General features: G+C 67.5%; 14 protein-coding genes. 3 read left to right on the top strand and 11 right to left on the bottom strand.

The window, feature by feature from the left end; all coding sequences use genetic code 11:
* Positions 1–9 precede the first annotated feature (9 nt).
* Positions 10–732, top strand: coding sequence for a phosphatase PAP2 family protein (locus tag DD542_RS11070; RefSeq protein ID WP_241559752.1), 723 nt, complete (start codon positions 10–12; stop codon positions 730–732).
* On the opposite strand, the gene DD542_RS11065 is transcribed toward DD542_RS11070, so the two are convergent.
* The 8 genes from DD542_RS11065 to def all read right to left on the bottom strand — a co-directional run bounded on the left by DD542_RS11065 (position 711) and on the right by def (position 7,547).
* Positions 711–1,721: an NAD-dependent epimerase/dehydratase family protein gene (locus tag DD542_RS11065; protein WP_127805700.1), complete on the bottom strand. Its 1,011-nt coding sequence runs from the start codon at positions 1,719–1,721 to the stop codon at positions 711–713. The two genes, DD542_RS11070 and DD542_RS11065, sit on opposite strands and share 22 nt — an antisense overlap.
* The gene (locus tag DD542_RS11060) at positions 1,718–3,439 is read right to left on the bottom strand and encodes a glycosyltransferase family 39 protein (RefSeq protein ID WP_164868381.1); all 1,722 of its coding nucleotides are present in this window, start codon (positions 3,437–3,439) and stop codon (positions 1,718–1,720) included. Before DD542_RS11060 ends, DD542_RS11065 begins: the two co-directional genes overlap by 4 nt.
* Positions 3,423–4,106 (bottom strand): VTT domain-containing protein, encoded by a 684-nt coding sequence (locus DD542_RS11055; protein WP_079364855.1) that lies wholly within the window; start codon positions 4,104–4,106, stop codon positions 3,423–3,425. The genes DD542_RS11060 and DD542_RS11055 overlap by 17 nt, the downstream gene beginning before the upstream one ends.
* Entirely contained in the window at positions 4,090–4,881 is a 792-nt protein-coding gene (locus tag DD542_RS11050; protein WP_206610798.1) for a glycosyltransferase family 2 protein, read from the bottom strand. Before DD542_RS11050 ends, DD542_RS11055 begins: the two co-directional genes overlap by 17 nt.
* A gap of 111 nt (positions 4,882–4,992) precedes the next feature.
* On the bottom strand, positions 4,993–5,328 hold the full coding sequence (locus DD542_RS11045; RefSeq protein ID WP_066159257.1) for an AzlD domain-containing protein: 336 nt from the start codon (positions 5,326–5,328) through the stop codon (positions 4,993–4,995).
* The gene (locus DD542_RS11040) at positions 5,315–6,052 is read right to left on the bottom strand and encodes an AzlC family ABC transporter permease (protein ID WP_066159260.1); all 738 of its coding nucleotides are present in this window, start codon (positions 6,050–6,052) and stop codon (positions 5,315–5,317) included. The genes DD542_RS11045 and DD542_RS11040 overlap by 14 nt, the downstream gene beginning before the upstream one ends.
* Entirely contained in the window at positions 6,052–7,020 is a 969-nt protein-coding gene (fmt, locus tag DD542_RS11035) for a methionyl-tRNA formyltransferase (protein ID WP_127807367.1), read from the bottom strand. The genes DD542_RS11040 and fmt overlap by 1 nt, the downstream gene beginning before the upstream one ends.
* Before the next feature lie 5 nt (positions 7,021–7,025).
* The gene (def, locus tag DD542_RS11030; protein ID WP_127805698.1) at positions 7,026–7,547 is read right to left on the bottom strand and encodes a peptide deformylase; all 522 of its coding nucleotides are present in this window, start codon (positions 7,545–7,547) and stop codon (positions 7,026–7,028) included.
* 292 nt (positions 7,548–7,839) lie between these two features.
* Here def and DD542_RS11025 point away from each other — a divergent pair, with 292 nt between their 5' ends.
* On the top strand, positions 7,840–9,111 hold the full coding sequence (locus DD542_RS11025; RefSeq protein ID WP_206610797.1) for a LysM peptidoglycan-binding domain-containing protein: 1,272 nt from the start codon (positions 7,840–7,842) through the stop codon (positions 9,109–9,111).
* A gap of 9 nt (positions 9,112–9,120) precedes the next feature.
* Complete coding sequence (gene dprA / locus DD542_RS11020) at positions 9,121–10,215, top strand: DNA-processing protein DprA (RefSeq protein ID WP_127805696.1); 1,095 nt, start codon at positions 9,121–9,123, stop codon at positions 10,213–10,215.
* A 1-nt stretch (position 10,216) separates the two neighbouring features.
* Here dprA and DD542_RS11015 read toward each other — a convergent pair whose 3' ends face one another.
* The 3 genes from DD542_RS11015 to secD all read right to left on the bottom strand — a co-directional run bounded on the left by DD542_RS11015 (position 10,217) and on the right by secD (position 15,572).
* Complete coding sequence (locus DD542_RS11015; protein WP_066159275.1) at positions 10,217–12,628, bottom strand: DUF1631 family protein; 2,412 nt, start codon at positions 12,626–12,628, stop codon at positions 10,217–10,219.
* A gap of 92 nt (positions 12,629–12,720) precedes the next feature.
* Positions 12,721–13,677 carry a protein translocase subunit SecF gene (gene secF, locus DD542_RS11010; RefSeq protein WP_066159277.1) on the bottom strand — a complete coding sequence of 319 codons (957 nt, stop codon included), beginning with the start codon at positions 13,675–13,677 and terminating at the stop codon, positions 12,721–12,723.
* Between the two features lie 14 nt (positions 13,678–13,691).
* A complete protein-coding gene (gene secD, locus DD542_RS11005; RefSeq protein ID WP_066159280.1) occupies positions 13,692–15,572 on the bottom strand; it encodes a protein translocase subunit SecD in 1,881 nt (626 codons plus the stop codon).
* Positions 15,573–15,590 lie beyond the last annotated feature (18 nt).

Raw genomic sequence — 15,590 nt, 5'->3', positions numbered from 1 at the left:
TGCGGCGCCATGTCCCCTCTCCGTCCCCCTGTTGTTTCCACCGCAAACGCCATCGCCCGCGCCTGGCTGGTGCTGCTGCTGCTGACCCTGGGCTGGGATGCCGCGGGCATGGACCTCCCGGTGATGAGCCAGATCGGGACCCCCACCGGCTTTCCGTGGCGCCACCACCCGCTGCTGGAGACGGTGCTGCACAACGGCGGGCGCCAGCTGGCCACGCTGGCCTATCTGCTGCTGTGGGGCTGGGTGCTGTGGCCCGCGGCCAGCGGCCCCTCGCGCCGCGAGCGCGGGACCGTGCTGGCGCTGGTCACCCTGTCGATGGTGACGGTGAGCCTGCTCAAGCAGGCCAGCCGGGCCAGCTGCCCCTGGGAGTGGAGCGCCTTCGGCGGCACCGCCGTCTACACCTCGCACTGGAACCTGCTGACCGGCGACGGCGGCACCGGCGGCTGTTTCCCGGGCGGGCACGCCTCGTCCGCACTGTCGTTTCTGGCGCTGTGCCTGCCCTGGCTGTGGTCACCCGTGGCCGGGCGGCGGCGCGCCCCGGGCTGGCGCTGGCTGGCCGCCGTGCTGCTGGCGGGCGGCCTGGCAGGCGTGACGCAGACCCTGCGCGGCGCCCACCCGCCCAGCCACACGCTCTGGACCCTGCTCATCTGCGGCGCAGTCGCGCTGGCGGGGTGGCGGATGGCGCGGCCCTGGTTGCGCGCAGACTCCATTCAGCGCCCGGTCACGCCGTAGTAGTCGACGTACCAATCCACGAACCGCTGCACACCGAGCCGCAGGTCGGTGCCGGCGCGGACACCGAACTGGCTCTCCAGCCGCGAGGTGTCGGCCCAGGTGTCGGGCACGTCACCGGCCTGCATCGGCAGGAAGTTCTTGACCGCCTCGCGGCCGCAGGCGCGCTCCAGGCAGGCGATGAACTCCATCAGCGGCACCGGGCCGTTGTGGCCCACGTTCAGCACCCGGTGCGGCACCTGGCCTACGCCGGCCTGCGGCGGCTGCGCGGCCACCGCCAGCACCGCGTCCACCACGTCGTCGACGTAGGTGAAGTCGCGCCGCAGGTTCCCGTGGTTGTAGACGTCGATGGGCCGGCCTTCGAAGATCGCGCGCACGAACTTGAAGATCGCCATGTCGGGCCGGCCCCAGGGGCCGTAGACGGTGAAGAAGCGCAGCGCCGACGCCGGGATGCGGTAGAGGTGGCTGTAGCTGTGCGCCATCAGCTCGTTGGCCTTCTTGCTCGCGGCATAGAGCGAGATCGGCGAGTCCGTGACCATGTCCTCGCGCAGCGGCATCTCGCGCGCGGCGCCGTAGATGGAACTGGACGAGGCGTAGACCAGGTGCTTCACGCCGCTGTGGCGACAGCCTTCGAGCACCGTCAGCATGCCGGCCAGGTTGCTGTCCAGGTAGGCCATGGGCTGCTCGACCGAGTAGCGCACGCCGGCCTGCGCCGCCAGGTGCAGCACGAGGTCGTAGCGGCCGTCGGCAAACAGGCGCGCCACGCCGTCGCGGTCGGCCAGGTCCAGACGGTGGAAGCGGAACCCCGGCCGCGCCAGCAGGCGATCGAGCCGCGCCTGCTTGAGGGCGGGCTCGTAGTACGCGCTCATGTTGTCGACCCCGTCGACCTGCAGCCCGCGGTCCAGCAGGCGCTGGCTCAGGTGGTAACCGATGAAACCCGCGGCACCGGTAACCAGCACGCGCGGGGCGGGGGAAGATTCCAGCAGGTTCATGGCAGCACACCCTCGGTCACGGGGCGGTAGACAAAGCGGCGCAGGCGCTGGGGCGGTTCGCAGGTGGCGCGCATCGAGGCCGGGCCGTAGACCACCCACTCGCGCCGGTGCGCCTCGCCCAGCGACTCGGTCTTGGTCACGTCGAAGCAGCTGAGCTGAGCATCGGTCGGCGCCAGCAGGTGGCGGCCGGGCTGTTCCTTCATCCACAGCCAGGCGTTGCGCTCCTGCTCCTCCAGCGGCGCGAGGTAGCTGAAGTGGGTCAGCGGCCGGTGGCTGAACAGCAGGAACTGTTCCTTGAAATAGAGCAGGCCCAGTTCCGACGCCGGGGGCAGACGCTGCTCGATCTGCTCCATCATGGCCTGCGGCGTGCGGTGCGGGTCGACCTTGGGCCAGACCAGCAGCGAGACGAACCCCCAGATCACCAGGCTGGTCGCGGCCAGCCGCTGCAGCAGGTCGCGGCGGCGGATCAGCACCAGCAGCACCAGCAGCGCACAGCCCATGGCCCCCAGCGGCAGCGAGAGCGTGGTCACCGCGTCGGCGTAGTCGGGCACCTTGCGCAGCAGCTTGTCGGGCGAGACCTTCAGCGCCACACCCAGCCCGGCCAGCGCTGCGGCGATCAGCAGCAGCAGGCCCTGGAAGAACACGCCGGTGCGAGCGGCGGCCACGCCAGCCTGCACCCGCACCCAGAGCGCACCCACCACCAGCGCCAGCATCGGCAACGCCGGGAACATGTAGACCTCGCGCTTGCCCGAACTGATGGAGAAGAACAGCAGCACCAGCCCCACCCAGGCCAGCAGCACGCGCGCGCGCCGGTCCTCGCGCAGCAGCGCCAGCAGGGGCTTGAAGAACACCAGCAGCAGCACCGGCAGCGGGAACCAGACCGTGGGAATCGCCTGGGTGAAGAAGTAGTGCCAGGGTTTGACGTGGTGCCAGGCGTTGACGAAGCGCTCGCCGGTCTGGCGGAACAGCAGGTCGTTGCGGTACGCCACCATGGTGTCGGTGCCGATGCTGTGCACCTGCCAGAGCATGGGCCCCAGCCACAGCGCGATCACCGCCAGCATCACCGCCAGACCGGCGGCCAGGCGCCAGCGCCAGACCTTCGCGTCGGCCCCTGCGGGGTTCTTCACCCACAGCGCCAGCGGAATGAGCATGAGCAAGGGCAGAAAGCCCACGCCCTTGGTCATGATGCCCAGCGCCATCGCGGCCCAGGCGGTGAAGTACCAGCCCCAGTGCGGACCGGTGAAGAAGTGCCGCAGCAGGCCGTAGCAGCCCAGCGTGATCCAGAAGGTGAGCACCGCGTCGATTTGCGCCGCCTTGCCCTGCAGCAGGAACTGCGGCGTGAACACCAGCACCAGCAGCGCCGCCAGCGCCACCTCGCGGCCCCACAGCCGGCGGCCGATGTCGTGCACCAGCAGCAGCGTGCCGACCGAGGCCAGCGCGCTGGGCAGCAGGAAGGACAGCTTGAGGTTGCCGACCAGCGTGAACGCGATGGCGCTGAGCCACATGAACACCGGCGGCTTGTCCGGGTAGGGTTCGCCACCGCGGGTGGGGAACAGCCACTGGCCGCTCTCGACCATCTCGCGCGCCACCTGGGCAAAACGCGGCTCGTCGGCCGGCCAGGGGTAGCGCAGCCCGATGCCCAGCAACAGCACGATGGCCGTGGCGGCCAGCCAGAACAGCGTCTGGCGACGGATCGGGTCGTCAGTGTGCGGGGGCATGGGCGTGTTCTTTCTTGAAGCGCCGCAGGCGCTGCTTGAAACCATGGTGGTAGAGGTACAGACCCAGACCGGTGGAGACCACCAGCATCACCAGGCTCATCCACAGCTGCGAGCTGTCGTGCAGCGCGATGCCCGACCCCGCGTAGGCGAACAGCAGCATCTGCGGCAGGTAGCCCAGCAGGCTGCCGAAGAACACGGCCACCGGTCGCAGGTCGGACAGCGCGGCGGCGATGTTGGTCAGCAGGTTGCTGCCCACCGGGATCAGCCGGATCACGCAGACCCAGATCCAGGTGTCCTCGGCCAGCACGGCCTTGATCAGTTCGATCTTCTGGGCGTGCTTTTGCCGCACCCAGTCAAAACCCAGCTGGTGTACCGCCAGCATGGTCAGCATGGCCCCCACGCCCGTCAGCAGGGTGCCGATCAGTCCGCCCTGCCAGCCACCGAACAGGAAGCCGCAGGAAAACGCCAGCACCTGGCGCGGGCCGCCCAGCGCGGTGTAGATCACCGACCCCAGCACGAAGACCGGCCAGGCGACGGTCCAGTGCTGCTGGAACAGCTGCTGCAGCAGCACCTCCTCGGTCACCGGCCCCCACCAGCCCAGGTGCAGGGACAGGAAGGCCAGCGTCAGGACCGCGGTCAGCAGCAGGGGCTTAGTGAGGCTTTTCATGCGCAGCGAGCGTGCGGACCTGCGCGATCACCGGGCGTTTGCCGCGCCGGGTCAGCCACACCACACCGGCCATGTCGACCAGGCCGACCCAGAGGCGGTTCCAGGCGTTGTACTTGGAGACGCCGGCCTGGCGGGCGCGGTGGTTCACCGGCACCACGCGGATGGCGCCGCCCAGGCGCAGCACCAGCGCCGGCAGGTAGCGGTGCATGTGGTCGAAGTAGGGCAGCTGCAGCCAGGTGGCGCGCGGGATCAGCTTGAGGCCGCAGCCGGTGTCGGGCACCTGGTCGTTGAGGATCTTCTGCCGCACCGCATTGGCGATGCGCGACTGGAACTTCTTCCACTCGGTGTCCTGCCGGTTCTTGCGGTAGCCGGCGATGCAGAAGTGTTCGCCCTGCGCCTCGGTCTCGCGCGCGCTGCGCAGCAGGGCCGGCATGTCGGCCGGGTCGTTCTGGCCGTCGCCGTCGATAGTGATCAGGTAGCGGCCCCGCGCCTGGCGGGCCGCGCTCATGAGCGCCGTGCTCTGGCCCACGCTCTTTTCATGGCGGATCAGCCGGGCGGCCGAACCCAGCTCGGAGCAGCGCTGCAGGAACTCATCGCCCGTGCCGTCGTCGCTGCCGTCGTCGACCAGGACGATCTCGAAGCGGCACTCAGGCCGCAGCGCCGCCACCACCTCGGCCACCAGCGAGCCGATGTTGCCGGTCTCGTTCTTCGCAGGAATCAGCACCGACACCAGCGGCTCGGCGCCAGCGGCAGCAGCCGCAGCAAGTTCAGTCATGTCTGGAAATCCGTGGGGCGCAGCGGCCAAACGACGGATGGTCGCGGAAGCGCCTTAAGCACGCCTTAAGGTTGGTTTCAACCGGCGCTGCCGATTGTCCCACTCAGCGCCTCACCAGCCCAGACCGACGTGCAGCGGCAGGTAGACCGCCATGCCGGAGACGATGGTGCCCAGCACACCCTTGCGCCAGAAGAAATAGGCCGCGCCCACCACGGCGGCAAACAGCCGCGCATCCATCCAGGTCTGCACCAGCTGCCCCTGGCTCATCACGATCTCGGGCAGCACCACGGCCGACAGCGCGGCAATCGGCGCGTACTGCAGGCCACGCTGGGCCCAGTGGGGCAGCGTCCAGGGCCGATCGGAGATGAGAAAGAAGCCGCGCGTGATCACCGTGACCACGCCGAGCGCGACGATGGTCAGCAGGGTGTACAGATCAATGTCCGGCATGTCCAGGCTCCGATGTCCTCGTGTGTTCGATCACCAGGCAGATGGCCACCGCACTCGCGATCGCCACCAGGATGTTTAGCCGCAGCGGCAGCGCCCAGGCGGCCACCGCCGCCGTGGCCGCCACGCCGGCCGAGACCACGCGCAGCCGGGACGTGGCCAGCGAACACAGCACCCCCAGCAGCGCCAGGATGCCGGCGAAGCCCAGCCCCCAGGACAGCGGCACCATGTTGGCCAGCAGGACGCCGGCCACGCTCGCCACCATCCAGGCCACGTAATTGACCGCGCAGTTGCCCATCAGGTAGGCCTGCTGCTGCGCCAGCTCCTCGGCATTGCGGCCAGGGTGCGGGTAGCGTTTGGCGAAAAACACGTAGCTCAGGTCCCCGGTCACGTAGCCGCTGATCAGGCGCTGCCAGCGCGGCAGGTGCATCAGATAGGGCCGCAGGTGCGCGGAAAACACCACAAAGCGCAGGTTCACGCAGAACGCCGCCGCCAGGATCACCCACATCGGCGCGCCCGCACCGATCATCGGCACCGCAGCCAGCTGGGCGCTGCCAGCGTAGACGATCAGTGTCATCAGCAGCGCCTCCAGCGGCGACATGCCCGACTGCACCATGGCCACGCCGGTCATCAGGCCCCAGGCCGCAATGCCCATGGCCACCGAGCCCTGGTCGGTGATGCCTTCGCGGAATTCCGGTCGGCGGCGGTGCTCGGCCAGGAAAAACATCAAGCAGTCTGCGCGCCGAAGACCTGTCCCGGGGTCAGCGCGAAGCCCTGCAGGAACTCCCGGGCCGGCAAACGCTTGCCACCAGCACGCTGCAGTTCCAGCAGGGTGAGCACGCCGTCGCCGGTCGCCGCGCGGATGCCCTGCGCCCCGGCGGACAGGATCTGGCCGGGCGCGGCAATGCCGCCATCGGCGCTGTCAACCGCCACCCGCCACACCTTGACCGCCTCGCCGGCCAGCTCGGTGACCAGCCCGGGAGCGGGCGAGAAGGCCCGTGCCCGGCGCTCGATCTCTGCCGCCGGTCGGCGCCAGTCGATCAGCGACTCCGCCTTCTCGATCTTGGCCGCGTAGGTCACGCCCTCGGCCGGCTGAGGCACCGGCCGCAGGCCACCGCAGGAGGCCAGTTCCAGCGCCTCGACGATCATCCGCCCCCCCAGGTCGGCCAGACGGTCGTGCAGGCCGCCGGTGGTGTCGGTGGCGCCGATGGACAGGGACTCGGCCAGCAGCATGTCGCCCGTGTCCAGCCCCGCGTCCATCTGCATGATGGTCACGCCGGTCTCGGCATCGCCGGCCTCGATGGCCCGGTGGATGGGTGCCGCACCGCGCCAGCGCGGCAGCAGCGAGGCGTGGATGTTCAGGCAGCCCAGGCGTGGCAGGTCCAGCACCCACTGCGGCAGGATCAGACCATAGGCGGCCACCACCATCACATCGGGCCGCGCGGCCAGCAGGGCCTGGCGCGCCGTGGCGGCGTCGTCCGGAAACTTGCCGTCCAGCCGCAGGCTGCGGGGCTGCGCCACCTCGATGCCCTGCGCCAGGGCGAACTGCTTGACTGGCGAGGCCTGCAGCTTCATGCCGCGACCGGCCGGTCGGTCGGGTTGCGTCAACACCAGCGGCACCGCGAAACCGGCCGCATGCAGCCGCTCCAGGGCCACACGCGCAAATTCCGGCGTGCCGGCAAACACCACGCGCATGGGTGTCATCCGCGCTGCGCTTCGCGCTGGGATTTCAGCAGCTTGCTCTTGATCCGGTTGCGCTTGAGCGGCGAGAGGTATTCCACAAACACCTTGCCCATGAGGTGGTCCATCTCGTGCTGGATGCAGACCGCCAGCATGCCTTCGGCCTCAATGACCCGGCTTTTTCCTTGTTCATCCAGCGCGCTGACGCGGATGGCCAGGGAACGCTCCACACCGTCGTAGATGCCGGGCACGGAAAGACAGCCTTCTTCGCCCTTGCGGGTTTCCGGGCTGGCCCATTCGATCACCGGGTTGATCAGCACCATCGGCTGGTCGCGCGATTCGCTGACGTCGATCACGATCAGGCGCTCGTGCACGTCCACCTGCGTTGCGGCCAGCCCGATCCCATGGGCGTCGTACATGGTGGCCAGCATGCGGTCGGCGAGTGCGCGCACCCGGTCGTCCACATCCCCCACCGGTTTTGCGACGGTGTTCAGGCGCGGATCAGGGTACCGCAGGATGGGGAGCAGTTCGGGTGCGTTCATTTCAATGCCATGGGCCGGCGGGCCATTTCGCCGGAAAAGCAGCCGTGCGGCGATTTGCGCCGGGCCACCGTTGGGTCGGGACGTTTGTCGCTATTTTCGCCACTTTTGCATTCCCGGGTGGATGCCAGGACCTATTAATATTGCCTAATCAAGGGCTTGGGCGCAAAATCAAATGCGAATTGTCAAGTCCGACGCGCCAATTTTCGCCAGCCCCAGGGGCCCACACATGCGATTGAAATACCTTCCGACTGCCCTGCACCTGACAGGCCCCGCATCCGCCTGCCTGGTGGCCATGGCCACCCTCGCCGGCGCCGCCTCGGCACAAAATCTTCCGGTCACCGCCAGCCAGCGCGCCACTGCCAACCAGGTGGCGCAAGCCGGCGTGCCCCTGTCGGAACTGGCCCCCAATGCGCCAGACAGCCACACGGTCAAACGTGGCGACACCCTCTGGGCCATCTCCAAGATCTTCCTCAAGAGCCCCTGGCGCTGGCCGGAGCTCTGGGGCATGAACCTGGAGGAGATCAAGAACCCCCACCGCATCTATCCCGGCCAGGTCCTGTACCTGGACAGGAGCGGCGGCCGCGCCCGGCTGAGCACCCGCAAACCCGGCGATGGCAGCGACATGCCCACCGTGCGGGTGTCACCGCGCGTGCGCAGTGAGAGCCTGTCCGAATCTGCCATCCCGCCAGTGAACATGCAGGCCATCGAGGCCTTCCTGACCGAACCCCTGATCGTCGATGAGGCCACCTACGCGCGCGCGGCGCGTATCGTGGCAACGCCCGAAAACCGCGTGCTGCTGAGCCTGGGCGACCGCGCCTACGCTCGGGGACAGTACGGCGACGCCGGCAACCTCACCGAAGAGGCCCTGACCCTGGGTGCCGGCAAGTCCATCACCTACCGCGTCTTCCGCAACGCCGTGCCCCTGAAAGACCCGGGCACTGGCGAGGTGCTGGCCTATGAGGCGCAGTACGTCGGGAAGGCCGAAATCGTGCGTCCGGAAACACGCCGCGAGATCGAGGAGCCGGCGTCGGCCAAGAAGCCCGAAGGCAAGGACACGTTCAAGCCCCAGTACGAGAACACGACGCACAACTTCGCACGCGTTCCGGTTGAAGAAAAAGCCCCGCTCAAGCCCGTGGCAACCGGCGAGATCGTCCCCGCCACGATCGACATCGTCAAGGCCAAGGAAGAGATCCGCGTGGGTGACCGGCTGCTTCCGGAGCCGCCGCGCGAGTTCCCCAACTACGTGCCGCGTGCCCCAGGCAAGCCCACATCGGGCCAGATCGTGTCGGTGTACGGCAATGCGGTGCGCTACGCCGCCCAGAACCAGGTGGTCTCCATCAACCGCGGTCGCGCGCATGGCGTTGAAGAGGGCCACGTGCTGGCCCTGATCCGCGACTCCAGCACCCGCATCGACAAGACCGACGAAAGCCGCCCCCAGATCCGTCTGCCCGGCGAGCCCAATGGGCTCATGCTGGTCTTCAAGACCTTCGACAAGGTGTCCTACGCTCTGGTACTGGACATCGTCGACGGGGTCAAGGTCGGCGACCACTTCTCCAACCCCTGACGGCAGCCCATGGAGCGGGACGAATGGGCCGCCTGGCTCAGGTTGCTGCTCACCCCAGGCGTCGGCCGCGACACGGCGCGGCGACTGCTGGCGGCATTCGGTCTGCCAGCCGACATCTGGAAGCACAGCCCCAGCGCCTGGGAGACCGTCACCAGCGCCCGCATTGCGCGTGCGCTGCAGTCAGAGCCCGCAACACTCGTCGATGCCCTTGACCGGTTGCAGGCCTGGCTGACGGAAGGCAGCGACCGGCATGTCATCACACTGGCCGATCCGCGCTATCCCACCAGCCTGCTGCAGACGGCCGATCCCCCACTGCTGCTGCATGTGCAAGGTCGGCTCGATGCCTTGAGCCACCCCCAGAAGCTGGCAGTCGTGGGCAGTCGCAACCCCACCCCTCAGGGGGAAGCCAACGCGCGCGAGTTCGCACGGAGTCTGGCGGAATCGGGGCTGTGTGTCGTGTCGGGCCTGGCCCTGGGCGTCGACGGTGCCGCCCACACCGGCGCGCTGGAAGGCGGTGGCCTGACGCTCGCCGTGGTAGGCACCGGACTGGACACGGTCTACCCCCAGCGGCACGCGGCGCTGGCCCGTCGCATCGCAGCATCCGGCGCGCTCATCAGCGAATACCTGCTCGGCACGCCGCCGCTGGGGGCTAATTTCCCGCAGCGCAACCGGATCATCGCCGGCCTGAGCCAGGGCACTCTGGTGGTCGAAGCCGCGGTGCGATCCGGATCCCTGATCACCGCCAGACTGGCCGCAGAACAGGGCCGGGAAGTGTTTGCCATTCCCGGGTCGATCCATGCCCCGCAGTCGCGGGGCTGCCATGCACTGATCCGGCAAGGTGCCAAGCTGGTCGAGTCGGCACAGGACATTCTGGAGGATCTGCACCTGTCAGAGCCATCGCAGCCAAAGCACGAGCCGGCATTGCCCACTGACGAAGACGGGCTGTTGCGCGCGATGGGCTTTGACCCCATCGGACTGGATGCCCTTCAGGCTCGAACCGGACTGGACACCGCAGCGCTGCAGGTCCGTCTGCTGGAGCTGGAGCTGGACGGGCAGGTCGGGCGGCTGCAGGGCGGCCTGTTCCAGCGCACCGGCCAGGTGTGACTCAGCCGAGCAGTCGCTCGGGGTTGGCGTCGAGTTTGGCCAGCGCGTCGCGGGTCGCGCGCACGGTCAGCGCCTCGTCCTCGCTGGGCACCAGCAGACCTGCCTGGAGGTAGGCGGCCACGCGCGTGGCCTGGATCAGGAAGCAGCGACCAACGCTCGTCACGAACAGGTACAGCTGTCCCCGCTCGCTGCGCCAGGCAAACTGCACGCTGTTGAGCTTGCCGTTGTGATCAAGGCCAAACCAGGACCCGATCTGCAACTCCTGGGCCCAGGCCCTCATGGCTTCGGTGGGCTGACTGCCGCCCTGGCGAATCACCTCGATGTTGGTGGCGTCCACCCCAGTGATCATCTCGATGCTTTCGTTGTCCAGGTCGAGGTCGCCGACGCCGCTGTCGGGCAGGTAGTCCTCCAGATTCGTCAGGCGATCGGACAACTTGTCCAGGCTTTCCTGCGAGATCGCCTCGGTGCGCGACATGAAGGCATCGGCCAGCGTGTCGCTCACGGACTTGATGTGTCCATCCTGCATGCTGGGCGAGTACCCCAGCAGGCTCATGCCCTGTCGCAGCCGCTGCAGCAAACCCGGCAACTGCTGGATCACGCGCGCCCGATCATTGCGGTTGGGTTTGGCACTGGCCGCCCAGAGCAGGTCGGATGCCACCCGCTTGAGCGAGGCGGTTTCTTCGTGCTTGACGCCGTACTTGACGCTGGCGACTGCCAGAACCTCGACCCAGACCTTGAACAGAAACTCGCGCACCTCTTCGCGCACGGTGATGTCGTCCAGCAGCTTGCGCAACTCGATGGTGTACTGCACCGACAGTGTTTCCTTCTGCTCCACCTGCTGTGCGACGCTGACAAAGCGGCTGGCGCCGCCCTGCTCGGTGAGGTACGTGGACAAGAACTTCTGGAACTCGTCCAGCACAAGCTGGAACACTCGGCGGCCGGTTTCGGGGTACTGCTCGATGACCTGCACCACCCGCTTGATCTCCGCCTCCAGCGCCACAGAGCTGACATTGGATTCAAAGCCCAGCACACAGGATCCCATCCGATCGATGAGCTGGCGCGCCGGATGCTGAAGTGCACTGAAGAACTCGGGTTCGGCCAGGGCCACGCGCAACACGGGTATCTGCAAACGCGCGAACCAGACCCGCACACTGGGCGGAATCCGCTCCTCTGCCAGGATGCTCTGGAACATCAGGGCCACCACCTCGATAGTGGCCTTTTCGGAGGGCGTCGAAGCCGCCTGCTTGAGCTCGACCGTGCGCTGGCGCAGGGCGGTTGCCGCTTGGGCCACATGCGAGTGGTCCATGGGAGGAGCGACCGACCGAACGCCACCTGAGCCGGTGGTGACCACATCCGGCATCGGAATCGGGGCCACGTCCATCATGGCCTGCTGCAGCCGCGGGGACGAGGGCAGCAGCTGTGTGGCTTCGAAGTCGCCGCCGATCTTGTCAGCCAGCAGACGCCGCAGGCGCCCCACAACACCTTGCGCCCTCATCCGGGCTCTCGCCAGCGGCGACGAATGGGTCATCATGCGGGTTTCGTCATGAACCCCCATGCCCGAGGGCGCACGCCCCGTTGGAGGGGCGCCTGCAAAGGCGCTGCCCCCGGAACCTCCGGTGCCAAGCCCGCCGCCGGACTCGCCATGGGAAAACGCTGCAGCGCCCGCTGGGGTATGACCCGACGCCCGCCCCCAGCCCGATCCTGCAGCCGGCGCTTCCGGTGTGGCGTCCCGGGCAGAGGAGGGCGCTGGTGACCGGCTGCCGGGCGCGCGCCTGACCAGCGCCTGCAGATCAATCTCCTTCATCACACCGCTGGACACAAGAAACTCGTTGGCAGCCTTGTAGGCTTCCAGCATCGACTTCGCCAACACCGGTGAAATGGCGTCCTGCACCAGTGACCAGGCCTCACGGGTCATCTGCACATCCAGCCACTGGTCCACCAGAATGCGGCACACCACATCCGGCAGCAGCACGTCGCCTCGCGGCAGCTCCTGCCGCTTCTCCAGGTGTTGAATGCGCAGCCGCAACTCGTTGAGTTCGCTGGCCACCTGCTCCAGCACACGCATGGCCAAGCGGGAGGCCAGAATCTGATCGTCGATCGCGCCTTCGGCCAGCAGCTCCAGACGGCCCGTCAGAGGCAACTGCCCGGAGTGTTGCGAAGTGGTGCGGGGCAACAGGGTGCGCTGCAGGGCCTTGCGACTCTGGTTCAGCCACATGCCCTGGGACTTCTGGAACGCGGTCCACGCGTCGCGGCGCTCCTGCATTTCACGCGCCGGGCCAGCCTGGTCCAGGATGGCTGTCAACCGGTTTTCAGCCGCCTTGACCAGTTCGGGCAAGACCCGTCCCACATGAACCACGAAGAGTTCACGCGCCTGCTTGGCCAGAGACGAAACATGCTGATCGGGGGTTGCCACAGGAAGTCAGTATGACACGAAAGACAACGCTCACATTCCTCTTCAACCCGGGCTTTTCCCTCGGCTCAAGAGCGCAGACAAACCCCGGAAGCTCAGACCACCGCCCCGCTGTTCGGATCGTCCGGATCGCCCGATGCAGACTTGGCGGACGTCTTGATCAGGTCTTCGCGCTTGATGCCCAGCCACATCGCGATGGCCGCCGCCACAAATACGGAGGAATAGATGCCGAACAGGATGCCGATGGTCAGCGCCATGGCGAAGTAGTGCAGCGTCGGGCCACCGAACAGCAGCATGGACATCACCATGATCTGCGTCGAACCGTGGGTGATGATGGTCCGGCTGATGGTCGAGGTGATCGCGCGGTCGATGATCTGGACCGTGGACATCTTTCGCTGGCGGCGGAATGTTTCACGGATGCGGTCAAAGATCACCACAGATTCGTTGACCGAATAGCCCAGCACGGCCAGCACGGCCGCCAGCACCGCAAGCGAGAACTCCCACTGGAAGAAGGCGAAGAAGCCCAGGATGATGATCACGTCGTGCAGGTTGGCGATGATGGCCGACACCGCGTACTTCCACTCGAAGCGCACCGCCAGATAGATCATGATGCCCACGATCACCAGACCCAGCGCCATGAGGCCGTGCTGCACCAGTTCCTGCCCGACCTGCGGGCCGACAAACTCGGTGCGGCGCAGCTGGACGGCAGGGTCCTGCGCCTTCAGCGCGGCCATGACCGCCTCGCTCTGCTGGCCGGAGCTCAGCCCCTCCCGGGCGGGCAGGCGCAGCAGCACGTCCTGCGAGGTGCCGAAGTTCTGCACCGGCACATCGGCGTAGCCCAGCCCCTCGATCACCGAACGCACGGACTCCAGATCGGCAGGTTGCTGATAGGCGACCTCCATCACGGTGCCACCGGTGAACTCCACCGACAGGTTCAGGCCGCGCGAGACGAGGAAGAACACTGCCAGCACGAAGGTGATGGCCGAGATCGCGTTGAGCACCAGCGCGTGGCGCATGAACGGGATGTCCTTGCGGATACGGAACAGTTCCATCTTCGTATTCCCGGTCAGTCGGCCTTGGCCACCGCACTACCGCCCTCGGGGCGCCACACCGTGCCGATGGACACGCTCTTGAGTTTCTTCTGCCGGCCGTACCAGAGGTTGACCAGGCCGCGCGAGAACACCACGGCCGAGAACATGCTGGTCAGGATGCCGATGCAGTGCACCACGGCGAAGCCGCGCACCGGGCCGGAACCGAAGATCAGCAGTGCGATGCCGGCGATCAGCGAAGTGACGTTGGAGTCCAGGATGGTGCCCCAGGCGTGGTCGTAGCCGATGTTGATCGCTGTCTGGGGCGAAGATCCGTTGCGCAGCTCCTCGCGCACCCGCTCGTTGATCAGCACGTTGGCGTCGATGGCCATGCCCAGCGCCAGCGCCATGGCCGCAATGCCCGGCAGCGTCAGCGTGGCCTGCAGCATCGACAGCACCGCCACCAGCAGCACGAGGTTGAAGCCCAGTGCCAGGCTGGAGAACACGCCGAACAGCATGTAATAGATGCACATGAAGACGACGATCACGACGAAGCCCCAGATCACGCTGTTGAAGCCTCGCTCGATGTTCTCTTTGCCCAGGCTCGGGCCGATGGTGCGCTCCTCGATGATTTCCATCGGCGCGGCCAGCGAACCGGCGCGCAGCAGCAGCGCGGTGTCGTTGGCTTCGACCGTCGTCATGCTGCCGGAAATCTGCACGCGCCCGCCGCCGATCTCGGAGCGGATCACCGGGGCCGTCACGACCTCGCCCTTGCCCTTCTCGAACAGGATGATGGCCATGCGCTTGTTGATGTTCTCGCGCGTCACGTCGCGGAAGATGCGCGCGCCCTTGCCGTCGAGCGTCAGGTGAACCGCCGGCTGCTGCTGGTCGTCGAAGCCGGCCTGCGCGTCGGTGAGGTTCTCGCCCGTGAGCAGCACCTCGCGCTTGACGATCACCGGGCGGCCATTGCGCTCCAGGTACTTCTCGGAACCGAAGGGCACCATGCCGGAACCGCTCTCGGCCGCCAGACCTTCCGTGCTTTCGTCCACCAGGCGCAGCTCCAGGGTGGCCGTGCGGCCTAGGATGTCCTTGGCCTTGGCCGTGTCCTGCACGCCGGGCAGCTGCACCACGATGCGGTCGGCGCCCTGCTGCTGGATCACCGGCTCGGCCACGCCAAGTTCGTTGATCCGGTTGTGCAGTGTGGTGATGTTCTGCTTGACCGCCTGGGACTGCACCGCCAGCGCGGCCTGCGGCTTGAGCGTGGCGGTGAGGCGGAATTCGGCGCCGTCGGGTGTGCGCACCACCTGCAGATCGGCGAACTGGTCGGCGATCAGGTTTTCGATGGCCGTGGCGGTCGCCTCGTCGCGGGCGCGCAACTCGATGGTCGTCGCGTTGCGCTGAATGCCACCGTGGCGCACGTTCTTCTCGCGCAGCGCGGTGCGCAGGTCGGTGGCCAGCACATCGGCCTTGCGCTGCAGCGCCGCCGGCATGTCGACCTGCAGCATGAAGTGCACCCCACCGCGCAGGTCCAGGCCCAAGTACATCGGCGACGCGCCGATGCTCGCCAGCCAGGCCGGTGTGCGCGGCACCAGGTTCAGTGCCACCACGAAACCCGGGTTGGCCGGATCGGGGTTGAGCGTGCGCTCGATGGCGTCGCGGGCCTTGAGCTGGTTGTCGGTGGAATCGAAACGGGCCCTGACCGAGCCGCCCTCCAGCTGGATCAGCGTGGGCGCCAGGCTCTCGCGCCCGAGGGCCTGCTCCACACGCGTCAGCGTGGTCTCGTCGACCTTGACGGAGGAGCGGGCGGCCGAGACCTGCACCGCCGGCGATTCGCCGAACAGGTTGGGCAGCGAATACAGCACCCCGACCACCAGCGTGACCGCGATGATCAGGTACTTCCAGAGCGGATAACGGTTCATGTCAGGGCCTTCGGCGCC

It is taken from the genome of Hydrogenophaga sp. NH-16 (assembly GCF_004006415.1).
GTDB classification, from domain to species: Bacteria; Pseudomonadota; Gammaproteobacteria; order Burkholderiales; family Burkholderiaceae_C; genus Hydrogenophaga; species Hydrogenophaga pseudoflava.
Note: the sequence above shows the minus strand (reverse complement) of the source record. Positions and strands in the feature narration are given on the sequence as shown.